We start from the raw sequence: 20,440 nt of genomic DNA, 5'->3' as shown, positions 1-20,440 counted from the left end.
GCCCACAAAGCTACGGCAACCCTCGCAGAAGCAGGCCAAAACCCGGCGGCGCCTACTTTCCGCCCAGGTGGCGCCAGCAGCGCCACAGCACCCGCAGGTCGGTGCTGGTTTCGTAGTCTTTGGCATAGAGCAGCTCCAGGCGGCGCTTGGTGGTGTCGTTGAGCGGGGCGGCCGACACGGCCGCATCGGCCGGCGACACCACGGCGGGCACCGTGCGGGCCGGGCCGGCGGTGTAGCGCAGGCCCACCCAGGTGCGGCGGCCCAGCAGCACGGCCACGCAGTTGCCCAGAAACCGGGACTTGTGCGGCTGCACCCACACGTGCAGCGGCGACGTCGCCAGCAGGCCCAGGCTCAGCAGCACGTCGAGCAGGCGCTTGGCGCGGGCCTGCCGGGGCTGGTACAGGTTAAGGGCAATGTCGAGGGCGTAGTAGTCGCCGGGCGAGTCTTTGCTGCTGCTCCCGATGATGTACTGGCTGTCTTCGGGCAGGATTTTGTAGGCCACCGGCGGGTCGGCCGGCAGGCTCAGCATGAGCGTGATGATGCGGCTGGCGGGCAGGTCCTTGCCACAGAAAATCAATTCATTCAGCTCGTACAGGCGAATGATGTCGGCCAGCTGGCGAAGCTCGCCCAAGGGCTCCTCCGGGGCTTCGGGCAGGGCGGCGTGACTGGCCGAGTAATAGGCTTCGGCCCCGGCCGGCACCAGATTCTCGACCGGCGCCAGGGCCACGTAGCCAATCACGCGGGCCTGCACGCTGGCCGCTTCGAGGAGCTTGCGCACCCGCCGGCTCTCGGGGCCCGAACCCACGATGGCGATGTTTTTCTGGCGCCGCTCGCTCATGCGCAGGTCGCGGTACTTGATGAAATGCGTGAGCAGCTGCCGGCCCACCAGTGCCGCCACGGCCCACACCCCCCCAAGAATGATGAGCGCTTTAGAAAAGCGCCAGGCATCCAGAAAATTCGACGCCGCCGAAATCAGCAGCGTGCCCACAAACACGCCGCGCGCCATGCGCGAGGTGCGCACCGGCGGGTCGTAGCCCCCGCTGAGGTAGGCCGACGTGAGCCACACCAAGATGTAGGCAGGCACGGCCACGGCCATGTACTGCGGCGGGTAGTCGCCGGGCACAAACTTGTGGTTGCGCTCCCAGTAGCTTTTCAGGAAGTACATGCCCACCCAAATCAGGCCCGCGTCGAGCAGCAGCGGGGCCAGGCGCACGGCCAGCCGCTCCAGCACTGCCGCGCCGGCCCGCAGCCAGATGGCCGCGTTTATCAGCAGCGAAAACAGGCCCGCCCGGCCCGGCGCGAAGTGCTTGCGGGCAAAGATGACCATGGCCCGGTAAAACACAAACACGTAGTTCACGCTGGTGCGCTTCGTGCTTTCGCCCTTATAATGAATGATGCGGGTGCCGGGAAAATAATAGTTCTTCCAGCCGCCTTGGGTGAGGCGGTACGAGAGATCGATGTCCTCGCCGTACATGAAGTAGTCTTCGTCGAGCAGCCCCACCTGGTCCAGGGCTTCCTTGCGCAGCAGCATGAAGGCCCCACTGAGCACTTCCACCTCGTGCGTTTCCTCGGGGCTGAGGAAGCCCAGGTGGTAGCGGCCGAATGTGCGCGACCGGGGCATGAGCTTGGCCAGGCCAAACATCTTGTAGAACGCCACGGCCGGCGTGGGCAGCGCGCGCTTGCTTTCGGGCAGAAAGTGGCCCTGGCCGTCGAGCATTTTCACGCCCAGGCCACCGCATTCGGGGTGCGCGTCCATGAACTCGCAGCAGGCCCGGAAGGTGTCTTCCTCCACCACGGTGTCGGGGTTCAGCAGGAGCTGGTATTGGCCGGCGGCCTGGCGCAGGGCCTGGTTGTTGCCCCTGGAAAAGCCAGGATTGTGGCGGTTGGCCATAATGTGCACTTCCGGAAACCGCTCGCGCACCATGGCCACCGAGCCATCCACCGAGTTGTTATCAACCACGAACACCTCCACGGGCTGGCCCAGCTTCTCCACGGCGCGGCGCACCGAGAGCAGGGCCTGCTCCAGGAAATAGCAGACGTTATAGTTGACAATGACGACCGAGAGCTTCACCACAAGGGACGAAATTACGCATTTCCCTTGGGCTTGAGGCTATAAAAGCGCTTTTTGTCAAGTTCAGCTTCCGGCAGCAAAAAGCCCCGGTTCCGCACGGAACCGGGGCTTTTTGCTGCCGGAAGCTGCGAGTCGCGCCTACCGCGCCTGGCGCAGGCGCTCCACAATGCTACGGCCGAGGGTGATTTCGTCGGCGTATTCCAGCTCGCCGCCCACCGGAATGCCGCGGGCAATGGTGCTAATGTGCACGTTGGGCAGGTCGCGCAGGCGGCGCGAGAGGTAGAAGGCGGTGGTATCGCCCTCCATGGTGGGCGAAATGGCCAGGATGACCTCCCGAATTTCGGAGTCTTCGGCGGCCGCGCGCTCCACCAGCGAATCGATGTGCAAATCGGATGGGCCAATGCCTTCGATGGGCGAAATGACGCCGCCCAGCACGTGGTACACGCCCTTGTACTGGCCGGTGTTTTCGATGGCGATGACGTCGCGCACGTCCGACACCACGCAAATCAGGCTGTGGTCGCGCAGCTTGTTGGCGCAGATGCCGCACTCCTCGCTGTCGGAAATGCTATGGCAGGTCTTGCAGTAGGTGATTTCGAAGCGCATCTTGGCCAACGCCTCGGCCAGGGTGGCGGTGGTGTCCATTTCGGCCTTGAGCAGGTGCAGCGCCAGGCGCAGGGCCGTTTTGCGACCAATACCGGGCAGGCGGGCCAGCTCCCCGACCGCGTTTTCAATCAGTTTAGAAGGAAACTCCATATGTTGATGTGGTGATTAGAAGAAGTGCTGATGTGCTGGGATGGGCAAGCTGAAGCAATCGGGCCACAGCACATCAGCACATTAAAGAATCAGCACATCAAACAACGTCGGCCGAGATGCCGCGGTCGTGAATGGCGGTGCACTGCGGCTCCAACTCTTCGTAGGTGCCCACTTTCACGGTGCACTGGCCTTTGTAGTGGATGAGCAGGGTGCACTGCTCGGCCTGCTCGGGCTGGTGGCCGCACACGTCCATCAGGGTTTTGATGACGTGGTCGAACGTGTTTACGTCGTCGTTGTACACAACGAGGTTGCGCAACTCAACTTCTTCTTCGAGCAGCAGGACGTCCTCATCGTGCTCAATTTGCGGGCGGGTGTTCATAAGGGCAAATTTACGCAGGAAAGCCCGCGTGGGGCAGCTGGTAATAACTGAAAACGGCGCAGATTCGTTTCGTGAGAATGGCGTGATTTGCCTGCTGCGGCCGCTATTTTGCGCCGCCCTCCCCTCCTACTTCCATGCCCGTCCCTTCCGCCGATTTCAAAAAAGCCCTTAAGCGCCTCAGCGAGGCCGAAAAAGAAGCCCTGCTGCTGCGCGCCGTGCGCCGCGACGCCGAGCTCTACGAAACTTTTCGCTTCGAGCTGCTGGCCGACGTGACCCTGGCCCAGGTGCAGGAAGAAACCGCCGACCGCATCCACGAGCTGTTCAACGTGGCCGTGACCGGGCGCCTGCTCAACCGCAGCCTTGTGAAGGCCGTGCGCGCCAGCGTGCAGGAAGCCGCCCGCGCCCGCCGCATCACCAAAAACAAGCAGCTCGAAATCGACCTGTTGCTCTACATCCTGCGGCAATGCATCGACAACTACTCCGGACAGTTCGACAGCGTGTACGACGGCTTCTACAACGCCACGGCCCGCCTGGCGGCCCGCGTACCGACCCTGGTGCTCAAGAGCCTGCACGAGGACTTGTGGGTGGAGTACAAGTCCGACCTCGACGAGATACTGCGCGACCTCCACAGCCGCAAAAAAAGCCACCAGCTCAAGTTCGAGCTGCCCCGAAAATTCGAGATTCCGGAATAGCGCCCCACTCCCCCAGCACGCAAAAAGCCCTGCCGATTCCTCAGCAGGGCTTTTTTGGTTGAATGCCCGAAAGCAATTAGGCTTTCTTGGCGATGACGTTGAAGGTCAGGTCGAAGGTGTCGTAGATGGCCTTGTCGCCGATGCTTTCGAAGAAGGACTTCGAGCCGTATTTCAGGCCGAACTTGGTGCGGTCGATGGTCACTTTGCCGGTGGCGGCAGCCACGCCGTCCTTCACGCCCACTTTGGCGGGGAAGCTGATGCGCTGCGTCACGCCCTTGATGGTCATGTCGCCGGTGATGGTGGCGTTGTCAGCGTCTTTGGCGGCGCCTTTGATGGGGGCCACGCTCACGATTTTGAAGGTGGAAGTGGGGTACGTGGCCACGCCGAAGAAGTCGTCGCTGCTCATGTGGCCCACAAATTTGCCGTGGCTTTCGGCGTCCTTGATGTCGGTGGCTTTCATGGTCTTCATGTCGACGGTGACGGTGCCACCCACCACGGCGTTGCCTTTCACCAGCAGCTCGCCGCTGCTGAAGTTCATGGTGCCGTTGTGGCCGTGGGTCACGGCTTTGCCTTCCCAGCCCAGGGTGCTCAGCTGCGGCTGCAGGGCGTAGGCGGGGGCGTTGGTGGCCATTTTGGCGCTGTTGTTCTTTTGGGCCGAAGCGGCGGGAGCGGCGCCCAGTACGGCAACAGCAAACAGGGCGGGCAACAGGTATTTTTTCATCTTGAAGAAAAAAGTAAAAAAGGGTTGATTTCGAAATGGTGCGGCCGGTGGGCCACTAACTAAAAAATGTGCCAAAGGCTACTCGCAGGAAGGCACGGCGGGAGTTGCCCCGTCTTCGGTCCTGATTTTGTCGAGCAGCGCGTTGAGCTGACGGGCTTCGGCTTCGCTGAAGCCCTTGGGAATGGCGTTATCGAGCAGACCGGAATCCTCGATTTGCTGCAGCAAGTCGAGGCCGGCGGCGGTGATGCGGATGTCAACGGCGCGGCGGTTGGCCGGGCACACGGTGCGGGTCACGAGCTTTTTCTCCTCCAGCCGGTCCACGATGCGGGAAGCGTTGCTGGTTTTGTCCAGCATGCGGTCGATGAGCAGCGCCACCGTGGCGGGCTGCGGGTGCTGCCCGCGCAGAATGCGCAGAATGTTGAACTGCGGCAGCGTGAGACCAAACGATTTAAACGCCGTGGCCTGGCGCAGCTGCAGCCAGCCAGTGGTATACACCAGATTGATGATGGCCTTCTGGTACTCGTCGCGGAAAATGGGCTGCTTGATTTCGTCTTCGATGCGCATGGGAGGCAGTGGAATCGAGTGCAAATATAATGTACATACATTAAATGTCACGACATCGTTCCAAAAAAGTTGAAAAATAAGTATCTGCTCGCGTGCGTCGTGCCACCCATCGGGGCCAGAATCCCGTATTCAGGCCCATTACCTACTTTTCAGCGCCATGAAACGCATCCTCACGCTTTTATTAGTTGCCGGCAGCCTGGCCGCCGCGCCCCGCCTAGCCGCCGCGCAAGACGGCGGCTTTCCCGTGCAAACCACGCCGCGCACGCAATTCGTGTTCCTCAACGGCGAGGTGGTGCGGCGCGAAGGCAGCCAGACCACGCCCCTCACCCAAAACGTGAAGCTGCGCAACGGCACCAAAATCAACTACAAAAGCGGCATCGTGGAAATGCCCGCCGACAAAGTAAACCCCCAGGGCAAGAAGCTGACCCTGCACGAAGGCGACTACGTGCGCGCCGACGGCGGGCTGGTGTTTGCCACGCCCAGCAGCGCGGCGGCGGCCCGCGGCGAGGCGCCCGCCGGCGGCCCCAACAAATTCGACACCTACACCCAGCGCGGCCCCGGCTATTCGGACCCCGCCACGCAGGTGTCGCTGCTCAACAAAAAGGTGGAGCTGCTGAACCAGAAGGTGCAGCTCCTCAGCCAGGGCCGCACCGATTTGCCCGATACCAAGGCCATCGACGACCAGCTGCTGCAGCTCAACACTCAGCTCGGCACCCCGAAATAGCCCGTCGGCTGTCGTGGCCCGCCTAGCCGCGCAACGACAGCCGCCCGCCGCTTTCGCTCACCAGCCCGAACGGCTCATCCTTGATAATAAGGATGCCGTCGAGGTCGTGCACATCGGCCAGGGCGCTGATTTGCAGGGCGGCGGCAATGGCCACGCTGGTTTCCACCATGCAGCCCATCATGGGCACCAGGCCGTGGGCGCGGGTGCGGCGCAGCAACTCGATGCCCCGCCGGAAGCCGCCGGCCTTCATCAGCTTCATGTTCACGCCGTGAAACTGGCGGGCGATGTCGGCAAAGTCGGCCGTGTCGGTCACCGACTCGTCGGCCAGCAGCGGCACCGTGCTGCGGGGCTGCAGGTAGCGGTAGTCATCGGCCAGGGCCGCCGGCAGCGGCTGCTCCAGGTAGCGCATGTTGAGGCCCGGCAGGGCGGCGGCCTGCTCCAGAAAGGCGAGCACGGCGTCGGCATTGGTCCAGGCCTCGTTGCCGTCCACCAGCAGCGGGTGGCCGGGCAGCACGCGGGCCACCTCACGCAGCAGGTCCAACCCGCCGTCTTGGTTCACCTTGATTTTGAGCAGCTCGAACCGGGCCGCCTTCTGCTCTTGCACAAACGCCGCCACCGCGCCGGGCTCCATGATGGGCAGCGTGAAGGCCGTGGGCACCGCGGCGGCCGGCGGCGGCACGCCCAGCCACTGCCACACGGGCTGCCCGGCTTGGGCGGCCAGCCATTGCACCAGCGCTGCTTCCAGGGCAAAGCTGAGGGCGTGGGCCACGGGCTGCGCGGCCAGCAGCAGGTCCAGCTCTTCCAGCGAGGCCACTCCGCTCAGGCCGGCGGCTTGCAGGTGCTCAAACTGCCGGGCCAGCAGCTCCGGCGTTTCGCCATAGCGCACGTTGGGCGCGGCTTCGCCCGTGCCGTGGTGGCCCTGCCCGGCCACGCGCACCAGCAAGTTGGTTTTGGCAGCCGAAGCGTTGCGGGAAATTTTCCACACGAAGCGCAGGGGCAGCTCGTGGGCGGTAAGGGTCCAGGTGGGCATGGATAAAGAAAGCGGGGGCACCGAAGCAAACCCGAAGATGCGGCGAAAACACCACAGCTACGAACGCCAGGCGAAAAGGGTCACTTTAACGAGTGTTTTAGATAGCTGGCCTAAAACAAGGAAATAGATGGAACGCCATGGCTCAGCTTTGCACGCTGCCAAGCTTCGGCAGCATTTCGCCATTGTTTTACCCCCTTTTTATGAAAAACACCCTACTCCACCTGCGGACTTTCCTCGTTGGCGCCCTCCTGTTGGCTAGCGGCCCTCGATGGGTGCAAGCGCAAAGCAGTTCCGAATACTCCAACAGTCAGCTGCCGTGGTTTGCGATGCACAACAACACCCTGGTGGTGCAAACGGGCAATAAAGCCAAACCGCTGACCAAGGACGTGACCTTACCCAACGGCACCCGCGTGGAGTACGCCACCCAATCGGTGGTGCTCACCGACGGCAAGCGCGTGCCCATGCAGGAGGGCGACATGCTGAGCCTGAACGGCGAATTCATTCGCAACCAGCCAGCGCCTCCGGCCGCCAAAGCCGTGGCCAGCGCACCCGCCGCGCCGGCGCCGGCACTGGCCTCAGTCCCAGCCGAAGCCCCCAAGCCGGCGCTGGCCGCGCCGCCCACGTTCACCTACCGCCCGGCGGCACCCGTCGGCGGCAAGCTGCGGGGCGTGGTGGAGCTGGGCGCCAGCGGCTTCAACCTCTTCATCATCCGCATGGACGAGAAGCGCAACTGGAAGCTTGAAAAATCGGAGTTTGGCAACAGCCTGGTGCTGGAAAACATGGCCACCGAAGCCGACATCAGCAAGGGCCTCAAGGCCTACATCGGCCAGATGCTGGACTATGGCGTGGCCGGCCGCGACATCCACTTCGTGGTGAGCTCGGGGGCGGCCATGGGCGAAGGCACCCAGAAAATCATCAAGGGCCTGCAGGCCATGAAGTACGTGGTGACGCCCGTGACGCCTAAGCGCGAAGGGGAACTGGGCCTGCTGGCAGCCATGCCCGCCGGCTACGCCGACCGCGCCTTCGTGGTCGACATGGGCTCGGGCAACACCAAAATTGCCTGGCAGGACAAGGGCCAGACCCGCGTGGTCGACACCTACGGCGCCAAGTACTACGAAATGAACGTGGACGCCGCCGCCGCCGCCGACGACGTGAAAGCCAAAGCCGGCCAGGTGCCCGCCAAGCTGCGCCAAACCTGCTTCATCATCGGCGGGGTGCCCTACGAGCTGGCCAAGGCTGGGCGCCAGGGCAAGGAGCCCTACACCGTGCTGCGCGCCCCCGAAGCCTACCCCGAGCCCGCGGCCGCCAAGGCCAAAGCCGGCCTGAACATCTATCAGGCCGTGGCGGCCGCCACTGGCTGCCAGGAATTTGTGTTCGGCTACGACGCCAACTTCACCATCGGCTACCTGCTGGCGCTGCCGTAGCCTCGGCCATCTCACCGGCCCCAAAAGCCGCCGTGCCCGCCGGGCGCGGCGGCTTTTTTGGTCCGTGGCCCCCGGCCTTGGGGCTTGCTCCGGGCGTGCTGGCTGGATAATGCCGTTCTTTAGGGCCTCATTCCCAACCCCGGCCTTTTTTTATTGCATGCCAAAATCCCGTTTACTTCCTCTTGCCATGGTCTGCCTGCTGGTGGCGGGCCTGCTCACCGCCCTCAGCGCCAACCACCTGCTGGCCCTGCCCGAAGCCGCGCTGATGGCCATCCGCTGGGTGGCGCTGCTGGTGCTGGCCGTGGCCGTGGCCCCGCGTCGCTCCCTCACCCTCTGGATAGTGCTGGCCATGTTGGTGGGCGCCGAAGTTGGTGCCGATTTTCCGGAGCAGGCCCAGAACCTGAAAGTGCTCAGCGACGTCTTCCTCCGCCTGGTGAAAACCATCATTGCGCCGCTCGTTTTCGCCACGCTGGTGGTGGGCATTGCTGGCCACGCCGACCTAAAAAAGGTGGGCCGGATGGGGGTCAAGGCGCTGGTGTATTTTGAGGTAGTGACCACCTTCGCGCTGTTCATCGGCCTGGCCGCCATCAACCTCACCAAGGCCGGCCGCCTCGACCCGGCCGTGCTGGCAGCCGCCCAACGCTCCAACAACGTGAACGAAACCATTGCGGCCGCGCCCAAGCAGACGGCGGCCGACATCATCACGCACATCTTCCCCGAAAACATCGCCAAATCGATAGCCGAGGGCCAAGTGCTGCAGGTGGTGGTATTTGCCATCATCTTCGCCATCGGCCTGGCCATGGTGTCGGAAAAGCACCGTCGGTCCATGCTGGAGTGGTCGGAAAGCCTGTCGGAGGTGATGTTCAAGTTCACCAACGTGGTAATGTTCTTCGCGCCGCTGGGCGTGGGTGGCGCCATTGCCTACACGGTGGGAAAAATGGGCTTTGGTCCGCTGGTCAACGCCGTGCAGCTGCTGCTGACGCTGTATGCGGCGCTAATCGCCTTTGTGCTCCTGATTTTGCTGCCGGTGGCCCTCATCGCCCGCATTCCGCTGAAGCGCTTCATCCAGGCCGTGGCCGAGCCCGTGAGCATCGCCTTCGCCACCACTAGCTCCGAAGCAGCCCTGCCCCGCGCCATGGAAGCCATGGAAAGCATCGGGGTGCCGCGGCGCGTGGTGGCTTTTGTAATGCCCACCGGCTACTCGTTCAACCTCGACGGCACCACCCTCTACCTGTCGCTGGCGTCCATCTTCGTGGCTCAGGCCGCCGGGGTCGACCTCACCCTTGGCCAGCAGCTGGTGATGGTGTTCACCCTCATGCTCACCAGCAAAGGCGTGGCCGGCGTGCCGCGCGCCTCGCTGGTGATTCTGCTGGCCACAGTGGCCTCGTTCAACCTGCCGGCCTGGCCGGTGTTCATCATTCTGGGAATTGATGCGCTGATGGACATGGCCCGCACGGCCGTGAACGTGCTCGGCAACTGTTTGGCGTCGGCGGTGGTTGCCCGTTGGGAAGGCGAATTCGTAGACGACTATCACGGCCCCGACCTGACGGCCGCCGTGGAGGCTCCGCAACCCTACCCACAACACTAGAGAAATTGAACTAAAACTGACCGGAAGCTTTTCAACCAGTCAAGGGCTTTTTTCTTTCATTCGCCGAGAAATGTCCTTTTAGCCTTCAGAATTGCCTAATTTAGCTTTTGGAACCGGCCATCGGCCTCTGCCCTGCTGCCGACCGGTACTTTAGGCTTTTTTCCTTTCCTTTTTTTGGCATTTTTCTATTTTACGTCTATGAAAGCTACTCGTCATCTCGCGCTGCTTGCCATGGTGCCGGCTATGCTGGCGGCCCCGGCCTGTGTTTCGGTCAAAAACCAAATGCGGAGCACGCCCTCGGCCGCCATCGCCAAGCGCTTGCCGGCCCTGGAAGTGCTGGCCGACCAAGGCCCGCTCGCGATGAATGACGGGGCGCTGCCCGAAGACCCCCTCAAGTTGTTTCAGCAGGAGTGCCACACCAACCTGACCGAGCCCACCGACTCGGCCACCTACGGCTACGCCAAGCTGGTGGTGAAAAAGGTGAAAACCCTGCGCACCGGCCGCGCCGTGCAGGGCCTGCAGGTGCTCACCTTCATGGTGCCCGCCGTGCTGGGCATTCCATTGGAATGGTACAAGACCACGCTGCAGGCCGAAGTGCAGGTGAGCGACGCTGCCGGCAACCTGCTGGGCTCCTACGTGGGCACCGGCTCTTCCGAAGTGAAGGTGGCCATGTACCACGGCTATTCGCAAACCACCGCCCCGCGCCTGGCCGATATTATTGCCCTGCGCGGCGCCATGGCCCAGATTCGGCCCCAGCTCGATACGGCCGTCGTGCGCCTGCGGCCCCTGCTGCTGGCCGGCGGCACCGTGGAGAACCCCACGCTGCCGTCTTCTTCGGTGGTCACGGGCAGCCGCTAGCCCCGGTTTTGGTAGCGCCCGCGGCGCTGCTGTTCGATGTATTTCTGGCCCGCAGCGCCTCGGCCCGCCCCTTCGGCGAGCCGAGGCGCTGCGGGCCTTATCTTTGGGCCCGTGATGGCACTTTCGCTCCCGTTCCGATTTGCTACCCGCGGCGCGTTGGGGCTGCTGGGCGCGGCCCTGCTGGCTGGCTGCTGCGCCAACGACGTGTGTGAGGCCGACGACCCACTCGCCGACGCCGTGCAGCTGCGCTTTGCGAAAAATTTTTCGGTCGCCGACCTCGACACGGTCATCGTGCTGCGCTACCCCAAAAAATTTACCAACACCCCCCGCCCTGAAACCGTGACACTGGTGCGTACTCCCGCTCAGGCCCGCGATTCGGTGCTGCTGCTGAACAACGACGCCCCGTTTTCGCGGGTGGGCAACGCCAACCTCGGGGCTTACCGCTACGTGGTGCAGTACCTGGCGCATCCCAATGGCGTGAACAAGCCCGTGACCACCACGGCCCTGGTCATCGACAGCATTCGCGTGCAGGGCAATTATTACAAAACCAGCGGCTGCTGCACCAACTACCGCAACACCGGCAAGACGGCCTACGTGCAGGGCAAGACCTACGACCTGACCCAGCTTCCTTATCTGGAAGTGCCGAAGTAGCCGGGCCGGTAGCAGCGCACGTATAGGGCGCGCGGGCCTGCAACGATTGCGGGGCGCGCCATGTTTATTCTCCCATGCCTGCCGACTCCTCCCTGACCCTCGCCCTCGCCGTTCCGGACTCGCGTACCAACGCGGCGCCCACGTCCTTCCCGTTTCGGTCCACGCTCAGTCTTGAGCCGCTCATTGCCTACTGGCAGCGCCGCGAGCAGTCGACCAACGCGGGCGTGCGGCTGCTGGCCGTGGCCATTGGCCAGCAGGTGGCGGAGGCCGACTGGTGCCGCGGCCCGCTCACCGACTATTCGGTGCTGGAATGCAACTGCGACCTCATCGAGACGCTGATGCTGGCCGTGTTTCCGCCGGCTTCGTTTTCCACCGACATCAGCGGCGTAGTGGGCCCGTTTCAGCGGTACTGCTTCTACTCCACCACCCATTTTGAGGAGGTGATGCTGAACAAGGACCGCACCATCAAGCAGCCCCTGAACATCGACATGCCCACGATGGAGCGGCACATGGGCCTGATGGCGTACCACTTGGTGCTCAACCGCGTGTACGGGGCCGAGATACCGCCGCTGGGCACCATTGTATTCACCGTGCCCGATTACAAAATCGGCCTCTACCGCCACTACGGCGTCGATTTCAATTCCGATTTTGTGACCGTGAAGGTGGTGGGCGAGCCGCCGCAGCTCACGCCGGAGCAGTTGGAAATGCTGATTCACAACCGCCACCGCCCCGAGCTGTGGCGCGAGCTGCTGCCGCCCGAGCATTTTGAGCTGGAAGGGTTTAACCTCATCCAGCTGCTGGACGTGACCGACCAGGAAATTCTGTCGGAGCTGAAATACGACCTCCTGGAACGCGACGTGCTGCAGAACGCGGCCCGTTTCGAGCAGATTCAGGAGAAGCTGCGGGTGCTGTTTGCTCAGCCCTCGCTGCAGCTGGGCATTGCGGCCTACGACGAGAAGAAGCGCGCCTTTGTCGATTTCGGCAAAAAAATCAACCACAGCTTCCTCACCAAGCAGGTCCAGACCAACTCGGCCGCCGACGGCAGCTTCCGGCAGATTTACGACCGGTTGCTGCGCGAACGGGAGCCCCTGGTGCTGAAGGACCTGGCCACGGCCGACATTCCGGAGGATTTGCGCGAGCAAATCACGGGGCTGGGCATCAACTCGGCCATTCTGGCCCTGCTGCCCTACGGCAACGACACGGTGGGCCTGCTGGAGCTCGGCACGCCCCAAGCGGGTGCCCTCGACGAGTTTGACATGGACAAGGTGTCGCAGTTTGTGCCGCTGTTTGCGGTGGCCGTGAAGCGCAACGCCGAAGACCTGCAATCCCGCGTGCAATCCATTATTCGCGAGAAGTTTACGGCCATTCACCCCACCATGGAATGGCGGTTTATGGACGCGGCCCGCAACCTGCTGGCCAAACTCGACGCCGGCAACCGCACGGCCGAGATGGAACCCATCGTGTTTGAGGACGTGTACCCGCTGCACGGCTCCTGCGACATCCGGAGCAGCAGCACGGTGCGCAACGAGGCCATTCAGGGCGACCTGATTGAGCACCTCACCCTGGCCAACAAGGTGCTGAAAAAAGCCTCCGAGTGCCAGGAGCTGCCCATTCTCGACGAGCTGAAGTTCTACGTCACCAAAAACCTGAAGCGCCTGCGCGAAGGCATGCTTTCGGGCGACGAGGCCAACATCTACGACTCGCTGAAGCGCGAGGTGGAGCCCCTGTTTGAGTACCTGGCCACCCACACGCCCGAGCTGCGGCCCATCATCACGAAGTACTGGAGCAACATCGACCCCAAGCTGGGCATCCTCTACAAGCGCCGCCAGGACTTTGAGACGAGCGTAACCACGCTCAACGACGCCGTGAGCGACTACCTCGACGAGGAAGAGGAAAAGGCGCAGCAGATGTTCCCGCACTACTTCCAGCGCTACAAAACCGACGGCGTGGAGTTCAACATCTACGTAGGCAGCACGTTGGTCGAGAACAAGCCCTTCGACCTGGTGTTCCTGAAAAACCTGCGCCTGTGGCAGCTGCTGACCATGGTGGAAATCACGCGCCGTACCGCCGCGCTGAAGGCCACCCTGCCCGTGCCGCTCGACACGACCCAGCTCATCCTCATCCACGGGCAGCCGCTGAGCATTCGGTTCCGGCAAGACGAGCGCCAGTTCGACGTGGACGGCGCCTACAACATCCGCTACGAAATCATCAAGAAGCGCATCGACAAAGCCACCGTGCTGGGCACCGGAGAGCGCCTCACCCAGCCCGGCACCATCGCCCTCGTGTACGCCCAAAGCCGCGAGGCCGTGGAGTACTACGAGTACATCGACTACCTGCAGGACCGTGGCCTGCTGGAGCCCGGCGTGGAAGAGCTGGAACTGGAGGAGCTGCAGGGCGTGAAAGGCCTGCTGGCGTTGCGCGTGCGGGTGCAGATTGTGGGTTAGGTGCCAGGTTTTGAGTCTCAAGGCTCTGCATACCAAAACCCGAACACCTGCTATTTGAGCACGGCCTTTTCTTCTTTCCAGAACAGCTTGAGCGCGCCGCGGCTGGCAACCAGCCACGCCGCCCCGCCCGCAAAGCCGGCCAGCACGTCGGTGGCGTAGTGGGCGTGCAGGCACACCCGCGTGAGGCCGATGAGGCCGGCCCAAAGCAGCAGCGGGGCCACCCAGCCGCGCTGGCCCAAGTGCCGGGCCAGCAGCCAGGCCAGGCAGCCGTAGAAGGTGAGCCCCATCATGGCGTGGCCGCTGGGGAAGCTCAGGCCGTAGGTATGCAGCAGGGTATTGACGGGCCGGGGCCGGTTGAAATACAGTTTTAGCAGCTGGTTGAGCAGCACGCTGCCGGCCATGGCCAGCAGCCATTCCCAGGCTTCGCGCGGGTGCCCGGCTCGTCGCATCAGTAGCGGGCCGATGATGCTGGCGGGCAGCAGAAAATAGAGCGAGGCGAAGAACGTGACGAAGTGAACGGGCCCCTCCACCCACGGGTGCGCTTGCTGCCAGGCATCGACAATGGCGAACGCCCAGGTGTCGAGGGCTTGGGAATGGTGCACAAACACGACCCGCGCCAAGTAGAAAAACCCGGCAAACGCCGCCACAAACAACCCCAGCCCCGCGGCCACCTCTACAGTGAACAGGCCGGCCAGGGCCAGCAATCGAGAAGTGAGTCGATTCATGAACTTACGCGGCGGGATGAAGGAAAGTACCAGAGATGCGCCCCGAATAATACGCAAAACGAAAAAAGCCAGCCCCGGGGGGCTGGCTTTTTATTAACGTGCGCTCGGAGAGACTCGAACTCTCACACCTTGCGGAACTGCCGCCTGAAGACAGCGCGTCTACCAATTTCGCCACAAGCGCAGTTGGGGCTAAAAAGCCGCGCTACCATGAGGAAGTGCGGCCTTTTGATGGCACAAAGATATAGCCCCAATTTGCCGCGGCGCAACTATTGGCCCATTTTTTTCGGCATTCGCCTGCTGTGAACCGTACCGCCGATTGTTTTTCAGTTACTTGCCGCATGATATTTTTTTCTCGGCCCCGTGCTTTCCACCATGCCTGAGCCGCCTGCGGACGCATTTTCTGCGGCCAGCCGCCCTGCGCTCCGCGGCTTCGACCGCGTGGCGTGGTGCTATGACGCGCTGGCAGGCCTCGTGTTTGGCCCCGCCCAGCGGCGCGCGCAGCATGCAGCGCTGGGCGGCCTGCCTGCTGCTGCCGCGCCGCACGTGCTCATTCTGGGCGGCGGCACGGGCTGGGTGCTGACGGAAGTGCTGCGCCACCGTCCACTGGCCACGGTGCTCTACCTGGAAGCCTCCCCCAACATGCTGGCCCGTGCGCGCCGGCGCCTGGCCCGCGAATGCCCGGCCGCCGGGGCGCAGGTCGAGTTTCGGCACGGGACCCAGGAGGCCTTGCGGCCGGGCGAAAGCTTCGACGTTCTCGTTACCTTTTTTGTGCTCGACTGCATTCCGGCCCCGGAGCTGGCTGGGGCGCTGGCCCAGCTGCGGCAGGCCCAGCGGCCGGACGCGCCCTGGCTGGTGGCCGATTTTCGGCCCGCCCGCCGGGGCTGGCGCCGCTGGCTGCTGGTGGCCATGTACGCTTTTTTTCGGCTCACCACGGGCCTGCGCGCCCGCCAACTGCCCGACGTACGGGCCGAGCTCACCCGCCGGGGCCTGCGCCCAACGCAGGAGCAGCGCTTTTTCGGGCAGGCCATCGAAGCCGGGGTTTACATCGGGCGAAACGAAGCTTGACCCTTGATTTTTAATAATTGCCGGGGATATAACAAAAACATAATTTTAGCATTATTAACCGGCTTGCGCAGGGCCAAACCACTTATTCTATTGTAAATTTTCCGCAACTTTGTGGCGTGCTTCGGCACAGGCCCGCCGGCCCATACCTTGTTTACCTATTATTTCTACTATGAGAAACTTCGCCCCTATGCTATTGGCCCTGCTCGCGCTGGGCGTATCCGAAGCCACTGCCCAAACGGGTGCCGCCGGGCCGGCCGTGCGCTACACGGTGTCGTTTCCGAATGCGGTGCACCACGAGGCGAAGGTGACGGCCACGTTTGCCGGCCTGCCCGCCGGCCCCTTGCGCGTGCGGATGGCGCGCAGCTCGCCCGGGCGCTACGCCTTGCACGACTTTGCCAAAAACGTGTACTACGTGGTGGCCACCGACGGTGCCAATCACCCGCTGCCCCTCAACCGGCCCGACCCCTACAGCTGGGAAGTAACGCCGGCCACCGACGGCAAGGTCATCTTCAGCTACACCCTCTACGGCGACCTCACGGACGGCACCTTCGCCGGCATCGACCAGCAGCACGCCCACCTCAACATGCCGGCCACGCTGTGCTACGCCGCGGGCTTGGAAGAGCGCCCGGCCGAAGTGAAGTTTGAGCTGCCGGCTAGCTGGAAAGTGGCCACCCAGTTGCGGTTGGGCGACGACAAAACCGTGTATACGGCCCCCAACCTGCAGTACCTGATGGACAGCCCCGTGTCGCTGGGCGCCCAGCAGGTGCGCAGCTGGCAGGAAGGCGACCAGACCATTGAGCTCGCGGCGCTGTACCTGGGCACCTCGGCCGAGCTGGATGCCTACGCCCGCAAGGTGCAGAAGGTGGTGAAGGAAGAAAAAGCCATTTTTGGCGAGTTGCCGAAGTTCGACTTCGGGCGCTACACCTTCATTGCCGACTACCTGAGCCAGGCCACCTCCGACGGCATGGAGCACCGCAACTCGACCTCGCTCACCAGCCCGCGGCCCCTGCGCGAGGAAGACGGCACCCGCAACCTGGGCACGGTGGCCCACGAATTCTTCCACTCCTGGAACGTGGAGCGCCTGCGCCCCCGCGACCTGGAGCCCTTCGACTTCCAGCGCGTGAACATGAGCGACATGCTGTGGCTGGCCGAAGGCTTCACGCAGTACTACGGCCGCCTGGCCCTGCGCCGCGCCAAGCTCATTGAGGACGAGGAGTTCTTCGACGACATCAGCGGCTGGGTGAACCAGCGCCAGAACAGCCCGGGCGCGCGCTACGCGTCGGCCATCGACATGAGCCGGCAGGCGGCGTTCACCGACGGCTCGGGCAGCACCACGCCCATGAACACGGTGAACACCACGCTGTCGTACTACACCCAGGGCGCGGGCATTGCGCTGGTGCTCGACATGCAGCTGCGGCAGTTCCACCGCACCTCGCTCGACAAGGTGATGCAGGCGCTGTGGCAGGAGTTTGGCTCGAAGCAAAGCAACTACGCCCCGGCCAAGCCCTACACCATCCGCGACGTGCAGCGCGTGGTGGGCGAGGTGAGCAAGGACACGGTGTTTGCCGGGCGCTTCTTCCGCCAGTACATCTACGGCCGCGAGATGCCCCGTTTCAGCGAAAACCTGTTGGTGGCCGGCCTGGCCGTGATTCCGACGCGGGTGCTGGGCGCGGCCCTGCCCCGGCAGGTAGACTTCGACGACGAAGGCCGCTGCATTGTGGCCTATAACACCCAGATTGGCTCGGGCCTCTACAAGGCCGGCATCGACCGCGGCGACCAGCTGGTGGTGCTGGACGGCAAGGAGCTGAAAAGCCCCGGCGACCTCGACGGCGTGCTGCGCAAGCACTCGCCCAGCGACGTGGTGTTTGTGAAAGTGAAAACCCGCGGCGGCGTGGAGCGCACCACCCAGCTCATCCTCGGCGAAGACCCCAACGTGCAGGTAAAACCCGTGGACTCGGTGGAGAAAATGGTGTACACGCCCGCCCAGAAGGCCCTGCGCGAGGCCTGGCTGGCCAGCCAGGCTTCGAACTAACCGCGTGTTTCAGGTTTCAGCATTTCCTTACTGAATTGCCCGATTACCGCGCGTAGTCGGGCAATTTTCGTACTTCAGCAACATGGCCAAGCGCATTTCCCACCTCCGCAACGACGCCCTGCCCACCGTGCGGCCCGGCTACCCCGGCAACAAGCTCTTCGGCAACGAATTCGCCAACGGCGAGGAGCTGTTTGAGCCCAGCTTTGCGACGGTGCTGAAATGGCAGCTATCGACCAACCCGCAGAAGGATGAAAAGAAGGCCGACACCTGGGCACCGACCGTGATGGACTGCACGGCCGCGTTTTCCTCCACCGACGACATGCTGGTGTGGCTGGGGCACTCCTGTTTCCTGCTGCGCGCGGCGGGCGTCACCCTGCTCTTCGACCCCGTGCTGTTCAGCTCCCTGGGGCTGCGGCACCGGCACGCCCTTCCCTGCCCGCCCGAGGCCATTCGCAGCATCGACTACTTGCTGCTCTCGCACGGCCACCGCGACCACCTAGACGAGAAATCCATCAAGCTGCTGGCGGCGCAAAACCCGCAGATGCGCGTGCTCTCGCCGCTGCGCATGGGGCCGCTGCTGCGCGGCATGGCCAAGGGCCTTCCCGTGCAAGAAGCCGGCTGGTGGCAGCAGTACGACCTGGGGCCGGATTCGCCGCTGGAAATCACATACCTGCCGGCCGCTCACTGGCACCGCCGCGGGCTGGCCGACCTGAACGAGGTGCTGTGGGGCAGCTTCCTGATTCGGGTGGCCGACAAGCTTCTCTACTTCGCCGGCGACACGGCCTACGGCGACCATTTTGAGGCCATTGAGGCGCGCTTCGGTCCCGTCGACATCGTGCTGATGCCCATCGGCGCCTACAAGCCCGCTTACATGATGGCCAAAAGCCACGTGAACCCGCACGAAGCCGCTAAGGCCGCCAACGTGCTGCGGGCCGGCCACGTGGTGCCCATGCACCACGGCACCTTCGATTTGTCGGACGAGCCGGCTTCGGAGCCCCTGCGCCAGCTCACGGAAGTGGCGGCGGGCGGCATGTTGCGCGGCGAGCTGCACGCGCCCGCCGTAGGCGAAGTGCTGCGCTGGCAGGACTGGGAATAGGTTTTGAGGGCAAAACGGGCCGGGAATGAGAGGGCATGAGTTATTCTAACGACCTTTGCCCTTTCCTTCTGTTCCGAACTCCTACCCTTTTGCCCCCACTCCCTCCCACCCTGCTTACATGTCGCCAACTCTCGTTCTCAGCCTCGTAGCGGGCTACTTCGCGGTTCTCATTATCATTGCCATCCTCACGTCGCGGGGGGCTACCAGCGAAAGCTTCTTTGTGGCCAACCGCAACGCCCCGTGGTACATGGTGGCTTTTGCCATGATTGGCACCTCGCTTTCGGGCGTCACCTTTATTTCGGTGCCGGGCAACGTGTACGGCAAAAGCTGGAGCTATTTGGCCGTGGCCCTGGGCTTTGTGGCCGGCTACGTGGTGATTGGGCTGGTGCTGATGCCGCTGTACTACCGGCTGCGGCTGGTGTCCATCTATTCGTATCTGGACGAGCGGTTTGGTTACTGGAGCTACAAAACCGGGGCGCTGTTTTTTCTGATTTCGCGCTCCCTGGGCTCGGCCCTGCGGCTGTACCTGGTGGCGGGCGTGCTGCAGCTGGCCGTGTTCGATGCCATGGGCGTGCCTTTTGCCGTGACGGTGGTGGTGAGCATCCTGTTCATCTATCTCTACACCTTCAAGGGCGGCCTCAAGACCATTCTCTGGACCGATACCTTTCAGACGCTGGCCATGCTGAGCTGCGTGGCCCTGAGCATCTACTTCATGGCCGATGCCCTGAACTACTCTTTCGCCAAGCTCATCACGGCGGTGAAAGACAGCCCGATGTCGCAGGTGTATTTCTCCGACGTGCGCGACGACAAGTTCTTCTGGAAGCAGTTCGCCTCGGGCATGTTCATCACCATCGTGATGACCGGTCTCGACCAGGACCTGATGCAGAAGAACCTGAGCTGCCGCAGCCTTGGCGAAGCCCGAAAGAACCTGTTCTGGTTCACGCCGGTCATTGTGTGCGTCAACATTCTCTTCCTGACCCTGGGCGTGCTCATGTACCAATACGCCACCGCCCGCGGCCTGAAACTGGAGCAGCTGCCGCAGCTGCTCAACCTCAACGGCTCGCTGAACACCGACAAGGTGTTCCCCTACCTGGCCACCACGCAGTTTTCCATCGTTGCGGGCATCATCTTCATTCTGGGCATCATCGCCGTCACCTACGCCTCGGCCGACTCGGCCCTTACTTCCCTCACGACCTCTTTCTGCGTCGATTTTCTCGACATCAAGAAATACCCGGAAGCCCGCCAGACGCGCCTGCGCCAGCTCACCCACCTGGGCTGGTCGGTGGTGCTGATTATCATCATCCTCATCTTCCGGGCCTACAACAACCAGAGCCTCATCGATGCCGTGTACAAGGCCGCGGGCTTCACCTACGGGCCCTTGCTGGGGCTGTTTGCCTTTGGCATCCTCACCGGCCGCCGGCTGCGCGACCAGCTGGTGCTGCCCGTGTGCGTGGCCGGCGTGGGCCTCACCTGGCTCATCGTGTCGCACTCGGTGGAGTGGCTCAATGGCTACAAGTTCGGCTTTGAAATCCTGCTCCTCAACGGCGCGCTCATCTACCTGGGCCTGCTGGCCATTTCCCGGCCAGCGGCGGTGAACCCCGCCGCCCAAACCGCGGTTTAACT

The 20,440-nt window shown here is 63.2% G+C and carries 18 protein-coding genes and 1 tRNA gene; 11 read left to right on the top strand and 8 right to left on the bottom strand.

Going from position 1 to position 20,440, the window contains the following annotated elements:
- Nucleotides 1-52 precede the first annotated feature (52 nt).
- The 3 genes from IC234_RS10140 to IC234_RS10130 all read right to left on the bottom strand — a co-directional run bounded on the left by IC234_RS10140 (nucleotide 53) and on the right by IC234_RS10130 (nucleotide 3,203).
- Nucleotides 53-2,071 carry a glycosyltransferase family 2 protein gene (locus IC234_RS10140; protein ID WP_190924102.1) on the bottom strand — a complete coding sequence of 673 codons (2,019 nt, stop codon included), beginning with the start codon at nucleotides 2,069-2,071 and terminating at the stop codon, nucleotides 53-55.
- Nucleotides 2,072-2,209: 138 nt separating this feature from the next.
- Nucleotides 2,210-2,824, bottom strand: a complete 615-nt coding sequence (gene recR / locus IC234_RS10135) for a recombination mediator RecR (protein ID WP_190924100.1) — start codon at nucleotides 2,822-2,824, stop codon at nucleotides 2,210-2,212.
- A 97-nt stretch (nucleotides 2,825-2,921) separates the two neighbouring features.
- A complete protein-coding gene (locus IC234_RS10130) occupies nucleotides 2,922-3,203 on the bottom strand; it encodes an ATP-dependent Clp protease adaptor ClpS (RefSeq protein WP_190924098.1) in 282 nt (93 codons plus the stop codon).
- Between the two features lie 134 nt (nucleotides 3,204-3,337).
- Between IC234_RS10130 and IC234_RS10125 the strand changes: the two genes are divergently transcribed.
- The gene (locus IC234_RS10125; RefSeq protein WP_190924096.1) at nucleotides 3,338-3,895 is read left to right on the top strand and encodes a hypothetical protein; all 558 of its coding nucleotides are present in this window, start codon (nucleotides 3,338-3,340) and stop codon (nucleotides 3,893-3,895) included.
- A 76-nt stretch (nucleotides 3,896-3,971) separates the two neighbouring features.
- Here the strand turns inward: IC234_RS10125 and IC234_RS10120 are convergent, their stop codons facing one another.
- Nucleotides 3,972-4,616, bottom strand: coding sequence for a YceI family protein (locus IC234_RS10120; protein ID WP_190924094.1), 645 nt, complete (start codon nucleotides 4,614-4,616; stop codon nucleotides 3,972-3,974).
- 78 nt (nucleotides 4,617-4,694) lie between these two features.
- The gene (locus IC234_RS10115; protein WP_190924092.1) at nucleotides 4,695-5,180 is read right to left on the bottom strand and encodes a MarR family winged helix-turn-helix transcriptional regulator; all 486 of its coding nucleotides are present in this window, start codon (nucleotides 5,178-5,180) and stop codon (nucleotides 4,695-4,697) included.
- 157 nt (nucleotides 5,181-5,337) lie between these two features.
- On the opposite strand from IC234_RS10115, the gene IC234_RS10110 reads away from it, so the two are divergent.
- Nucleotides 5,338-5,904, top strand: a complete 567-nt coding sequence (locus tag IC234_RS10110; RefSeq protein WP_190924090.1) for a DUF6799 domain-containing protein — start codon at nucleotides 5,338-5,340, stop codon at nucleotides 5,902-5,904.
- Nucleotides 5,905-5,926: 22 nt separating this feature from the next.
- Here IC234_RS10110 and IC234_RS10105 read toward each other — a convergent pair whose 3' ends face one another.
- Nucleotides 5,927-6,934, bottom strand: coding sequence for an enolase C-terminal domain-like protein (locus IC234_RS10105; RefSeq protein WP_190924088.1), 1,008 nt, complete (start codon nucleotides 6,932-6,934; stop codon nucleotides 5,927-5,929).
- A gap of 200 nt (nucleotides 6,935-7,134) precedes the next feature.
- Between IC234_RS10105 and IC234_RS10100 the strand changes: the two genes are divergently transcribed.
- The 5 genes from IC234_RS10100 (at nucleotide 7,135) to IC234_RS10080 (ending at nucleotide 13,899) form a co-directional block, all read left to right on the top strand.
- Complete coding sequence (locus IC234_RS10100; protein ID WP_190924086.1) at nucleotides 7,135-8,358, top strand: DUF6799 domain-containing protein; 1,224 nt, start codon at nucleotides 7,135-7,137, stop codon at nucleotides 8,356-8,358.
- Nucleotides 8,359-8,545: 187 nt separating this feature from the next.
- On the top strand, nucleotides 8,546-9,946 hold the full coding sequence (locus IC234_RS10095) for a dicarboxylate/amino acid:cation symporter (RefSeq protein ID WP_223827589.1): 1,401 nt from the start codon (nucleotides 8,546-8,548) through the stop codon (nucleotides 9,944-9,946).
- Nucleotides 9,947-10,144: 198 nt separating this feature from the next.
- The gene (locus tag IC234_RS10090) at nucleotides 10,145-10,804 is read left to right on the top strand and encodes a hypothetical protein (RefSeq protein WP_190924082.1); all 660 of its coding nucleotides are present in this window, start codon (nucleotides 10,145-10,147) and stop codon (nucleotides 10,802-10,804) included.
- A gap of 114 nt (nucleotides 10,805-10,918) precedes the next feature.
- Entirely contained in the window at nucleotides 10,919-11,455 is a 537-nt protein-coding gene (locus IC234_RS10085; RefSeq protein ID WP_190924079.1) for a hypothetical protein, read from the top strand.
- A 74-nt stretch (nucleotides 11,456-11,529) separates the two neighbouring features.
- Nucleotides 11,530-13,899, top strand: coding sequence for a GAF domain-containing protein (locus IC234_RS10080; RefSeq protein WP_190924077.1), 2,370 nt, complete (start codon nucleotides 11,530-11,532; stop codon nucleotides 13,897-13,899).
- A gap of 50 nt (nucleotides 13,900-13,949) precedes the next feature.
- Here the strand turns inward: IC234_RS10080 and IC234_RS10075 are convergent, their stop codons facing one another.
- Both IC234_RS10075 and IC234_RS10070 read right to left on the bottom strand, forming a co-directional pair.
- Complete coding sequence (locus IC234_RS10075) at nucleotides 13,950-14,624, bottom strand: phosphatase PAP2 family protein (protein WP_190924075.1); 675 nt, start codon at nucleotides 14,622-14,624, stop codon at nucleotides 13,950-13,952.
- Nucleotides 14,625-14,723: 99 nt separating this feature from the next.
- Nucleotides 14,724-14,805, bottom strand: a tRNA-Leu gene (locus IC234_RS10070).
- 191 nt (nucleotides 14,806-14,996) lie between these two features.
- On the opposite strand from IC234_RS10070, the gene IC234_RS10065 reads away from it, so the two are divergent.
- The 4 genes from IC234_RS10065 to IC234_RS10050 all read left to right on the top strand — a co-directional run bounded on the left by IC234_RS10065 (nucleotide 14,997) and on the right by IC234_RS10050 (nucleotide 20,438).
- On the top strand, nucleotides 14,997-15,689 hold the full coding sequence (locus IC234_RS10065; RefSeq protein WP_190924073.1) for a class I SAM-dependent methyltransferase: 693 nt from the start codon (nucleotides 14,997-14,999) through the stop codon (nucleotides 15,687-15,689).
- A 169-nt stretch (nucleotides 15,690-15,858) separates the two neighbouring features.
- Nucleotides 15,859-17,721, top strand: a complete 1,863-nt coding sequence (locus IC234_RS10060; protein WP_190924071.1) for a M61 family metallopeptidase — start codon at nucleotides 15,859-15,861, stop codon at nucleotides 17,719-17,721.
- Nucleotides 17,722-17,803: 82 nt separating this feature from the next.
- Nucleotides 17,804-18,817: an MBL fold metallo-hydrolase gene (locus tag IC234_RS10055; protein WP_190924069.1), complete on the top strand. Its 1,014-nt coding sequence runs from the start codon at nucleotides 17,804-17,806 to the stop codon at nucleotides 18,815-18,817.
- Nucleotides 18,818-18,935: 118 nt separating this feature from the next.
- Nucleotides 18,936-20,438: a sodium:solute symporter gene (locus IC234_RS10050; RefSeq protein ID WP_190924067.1), complete on the top strand. Its 1,503-nt coding sequence runs from the start codon at nucleotides 18,936-18,938 to the stop codon at nucleotides 20,436-20,438.
- The last annotated feature ends 2 nt before the right edge of the window (nucleotides 20,439-20,440 follow it).

It is taken from the genome of Hymenobacter armeniacus, assembly GCF_014699055.1.
Taxonomy (GTDB): Bacteria; Bacteroidota; Bacteroidia; order Cytophagales; family Hymenobacteraceae; genus Hymenobacter; species Hymenobacter armeniacus.
This window is presented reverse-complemented; position numbering and strand designations above follow the sequence as displayed.

Excerpts from the sequence above, each read along its gene's own strand:
- IC234_RS10095 (WP_223827589.1), top strand. The coding sequence starts at position 8,546 with ATGGTCTGCCTGCTGGTGGCGGGCCTGCTCACCGCCCTCAGCGCCAAC.
- IC234_RS10065 (WP_190924073.1), top strand. The coding sequence starts at position 14,997 with ATGCCTGAGCCGCCTGCGGACGCATTTTCTGCGGCCAGCCGCCCTGCG.
- IC234_RS10080 (WP_190924077.1), top strand. The coding sequence starts at position 11,530 with ATGCCTGCCGACTCCTCCCTGACCCTCGCCCTCGCCGTTCCGGACTCG.
- IC234_RS10120 (WP_190924094.1), bottom strand. The coding sequence starts at position 4,616 with ATGAAAAAATACCTGTTGCCCGCCCTGTTTGCTGTTGCCGTACTGGGC.
- IC234_RS10110 (WP_190924090.1), top strand. The coding sequence starts at position 5,338 with ATGAAACGCATCCTCACGCTTTTATTAGTTGCCGGCAGCCTGGCCGCC.
- IC234_RS10130 (WP_190924098.1), bottom strand. The coding sequence starts at position 3,203 with ATGAACACCCGCCCGCAAATTGAGCACGATGAGGACGTCCTGCTGCTC.
- IC234_RS10050 (WP_190924067.1), top strand. The coding sequence starts at position 18,936 with ATGTCGCCAACTCTCGTTCTCAGCCTCGTAGCGGGCTACTTCGCGGTT.
- IC234_RS10060 (WP_190924071.1), top strand. The coding sequence starts at position 15,859 with ATGAGAAACTTCGCCCCTATGCTATTGGCCCTGCTCGCGCTGGGCGTA.
- IC234_RS10105 (WP_190924088.1), bottom strand. The coding sequence starts at position 6,934 with ATGCCCACCTGGACCCTTACCGCCCACGAGCTGCCCCTGCGCTTCGTG.
- IC234_RS10055 (WP_190924069.1), top strand. The coding sequence starts at position 17,804 with ATGGCCAAGCGCATTTCCCACCTCCGCAACGACGCCCTGCCCACCGTG.
- IC234_RS10100 (WP_190924086.1), top strand. The coding sequence starts at position 7,135 with ATGAAAAACACCCTACTCCACCTGCGGACTTTCCTCGTTGGCGCCCTC.
- IC234_RS10085 (WP_190924079.1), top strand. The coding sequence starts at position 10,919 with ATGGCACTTTCGCTCCCGTTCCGATTTGCTACCCGCGGCGCGTTGGGG.
- IC234_RS10075 (WP_190924075.1), bottom strand. The coding sequence starts at position 14,624 with ATGAATCGACTCACTTCTCGATTGCTGGCCCTGGCCGGCCTGTTCACT.
- recR (WP_190924100.1), bottom strand. The coding sequence starts at position 2,824 with ATGGAGTTTCCTTCTAAACTGATTGAAAACGCGGTCGGGGAGCTGGCC.
- IC234_RS10115 (WP_190924092.1), bottom strand. The coding sequence starts at position 5,180 with ATGCGCATCGAAGACGAAATCAAGCAGCCCATTTTCCGCGACGAGTAC.
- IC234_RS10090 (WP_190924082.1), top strand. The coding sequence starts at position 10,145 with ATGAAAGCTACTCGTCATCTCGCGCTGCTTGCCATGGTGCCGGCTATG.
- IC234_RS10125 (WP_190924096.1), top strand. The coding sequence starts at position 3,338 with ATGCCCGTCCCTTCCGCCGATTTCAAAAAAGCCCTTAAGCGCCTCAGC.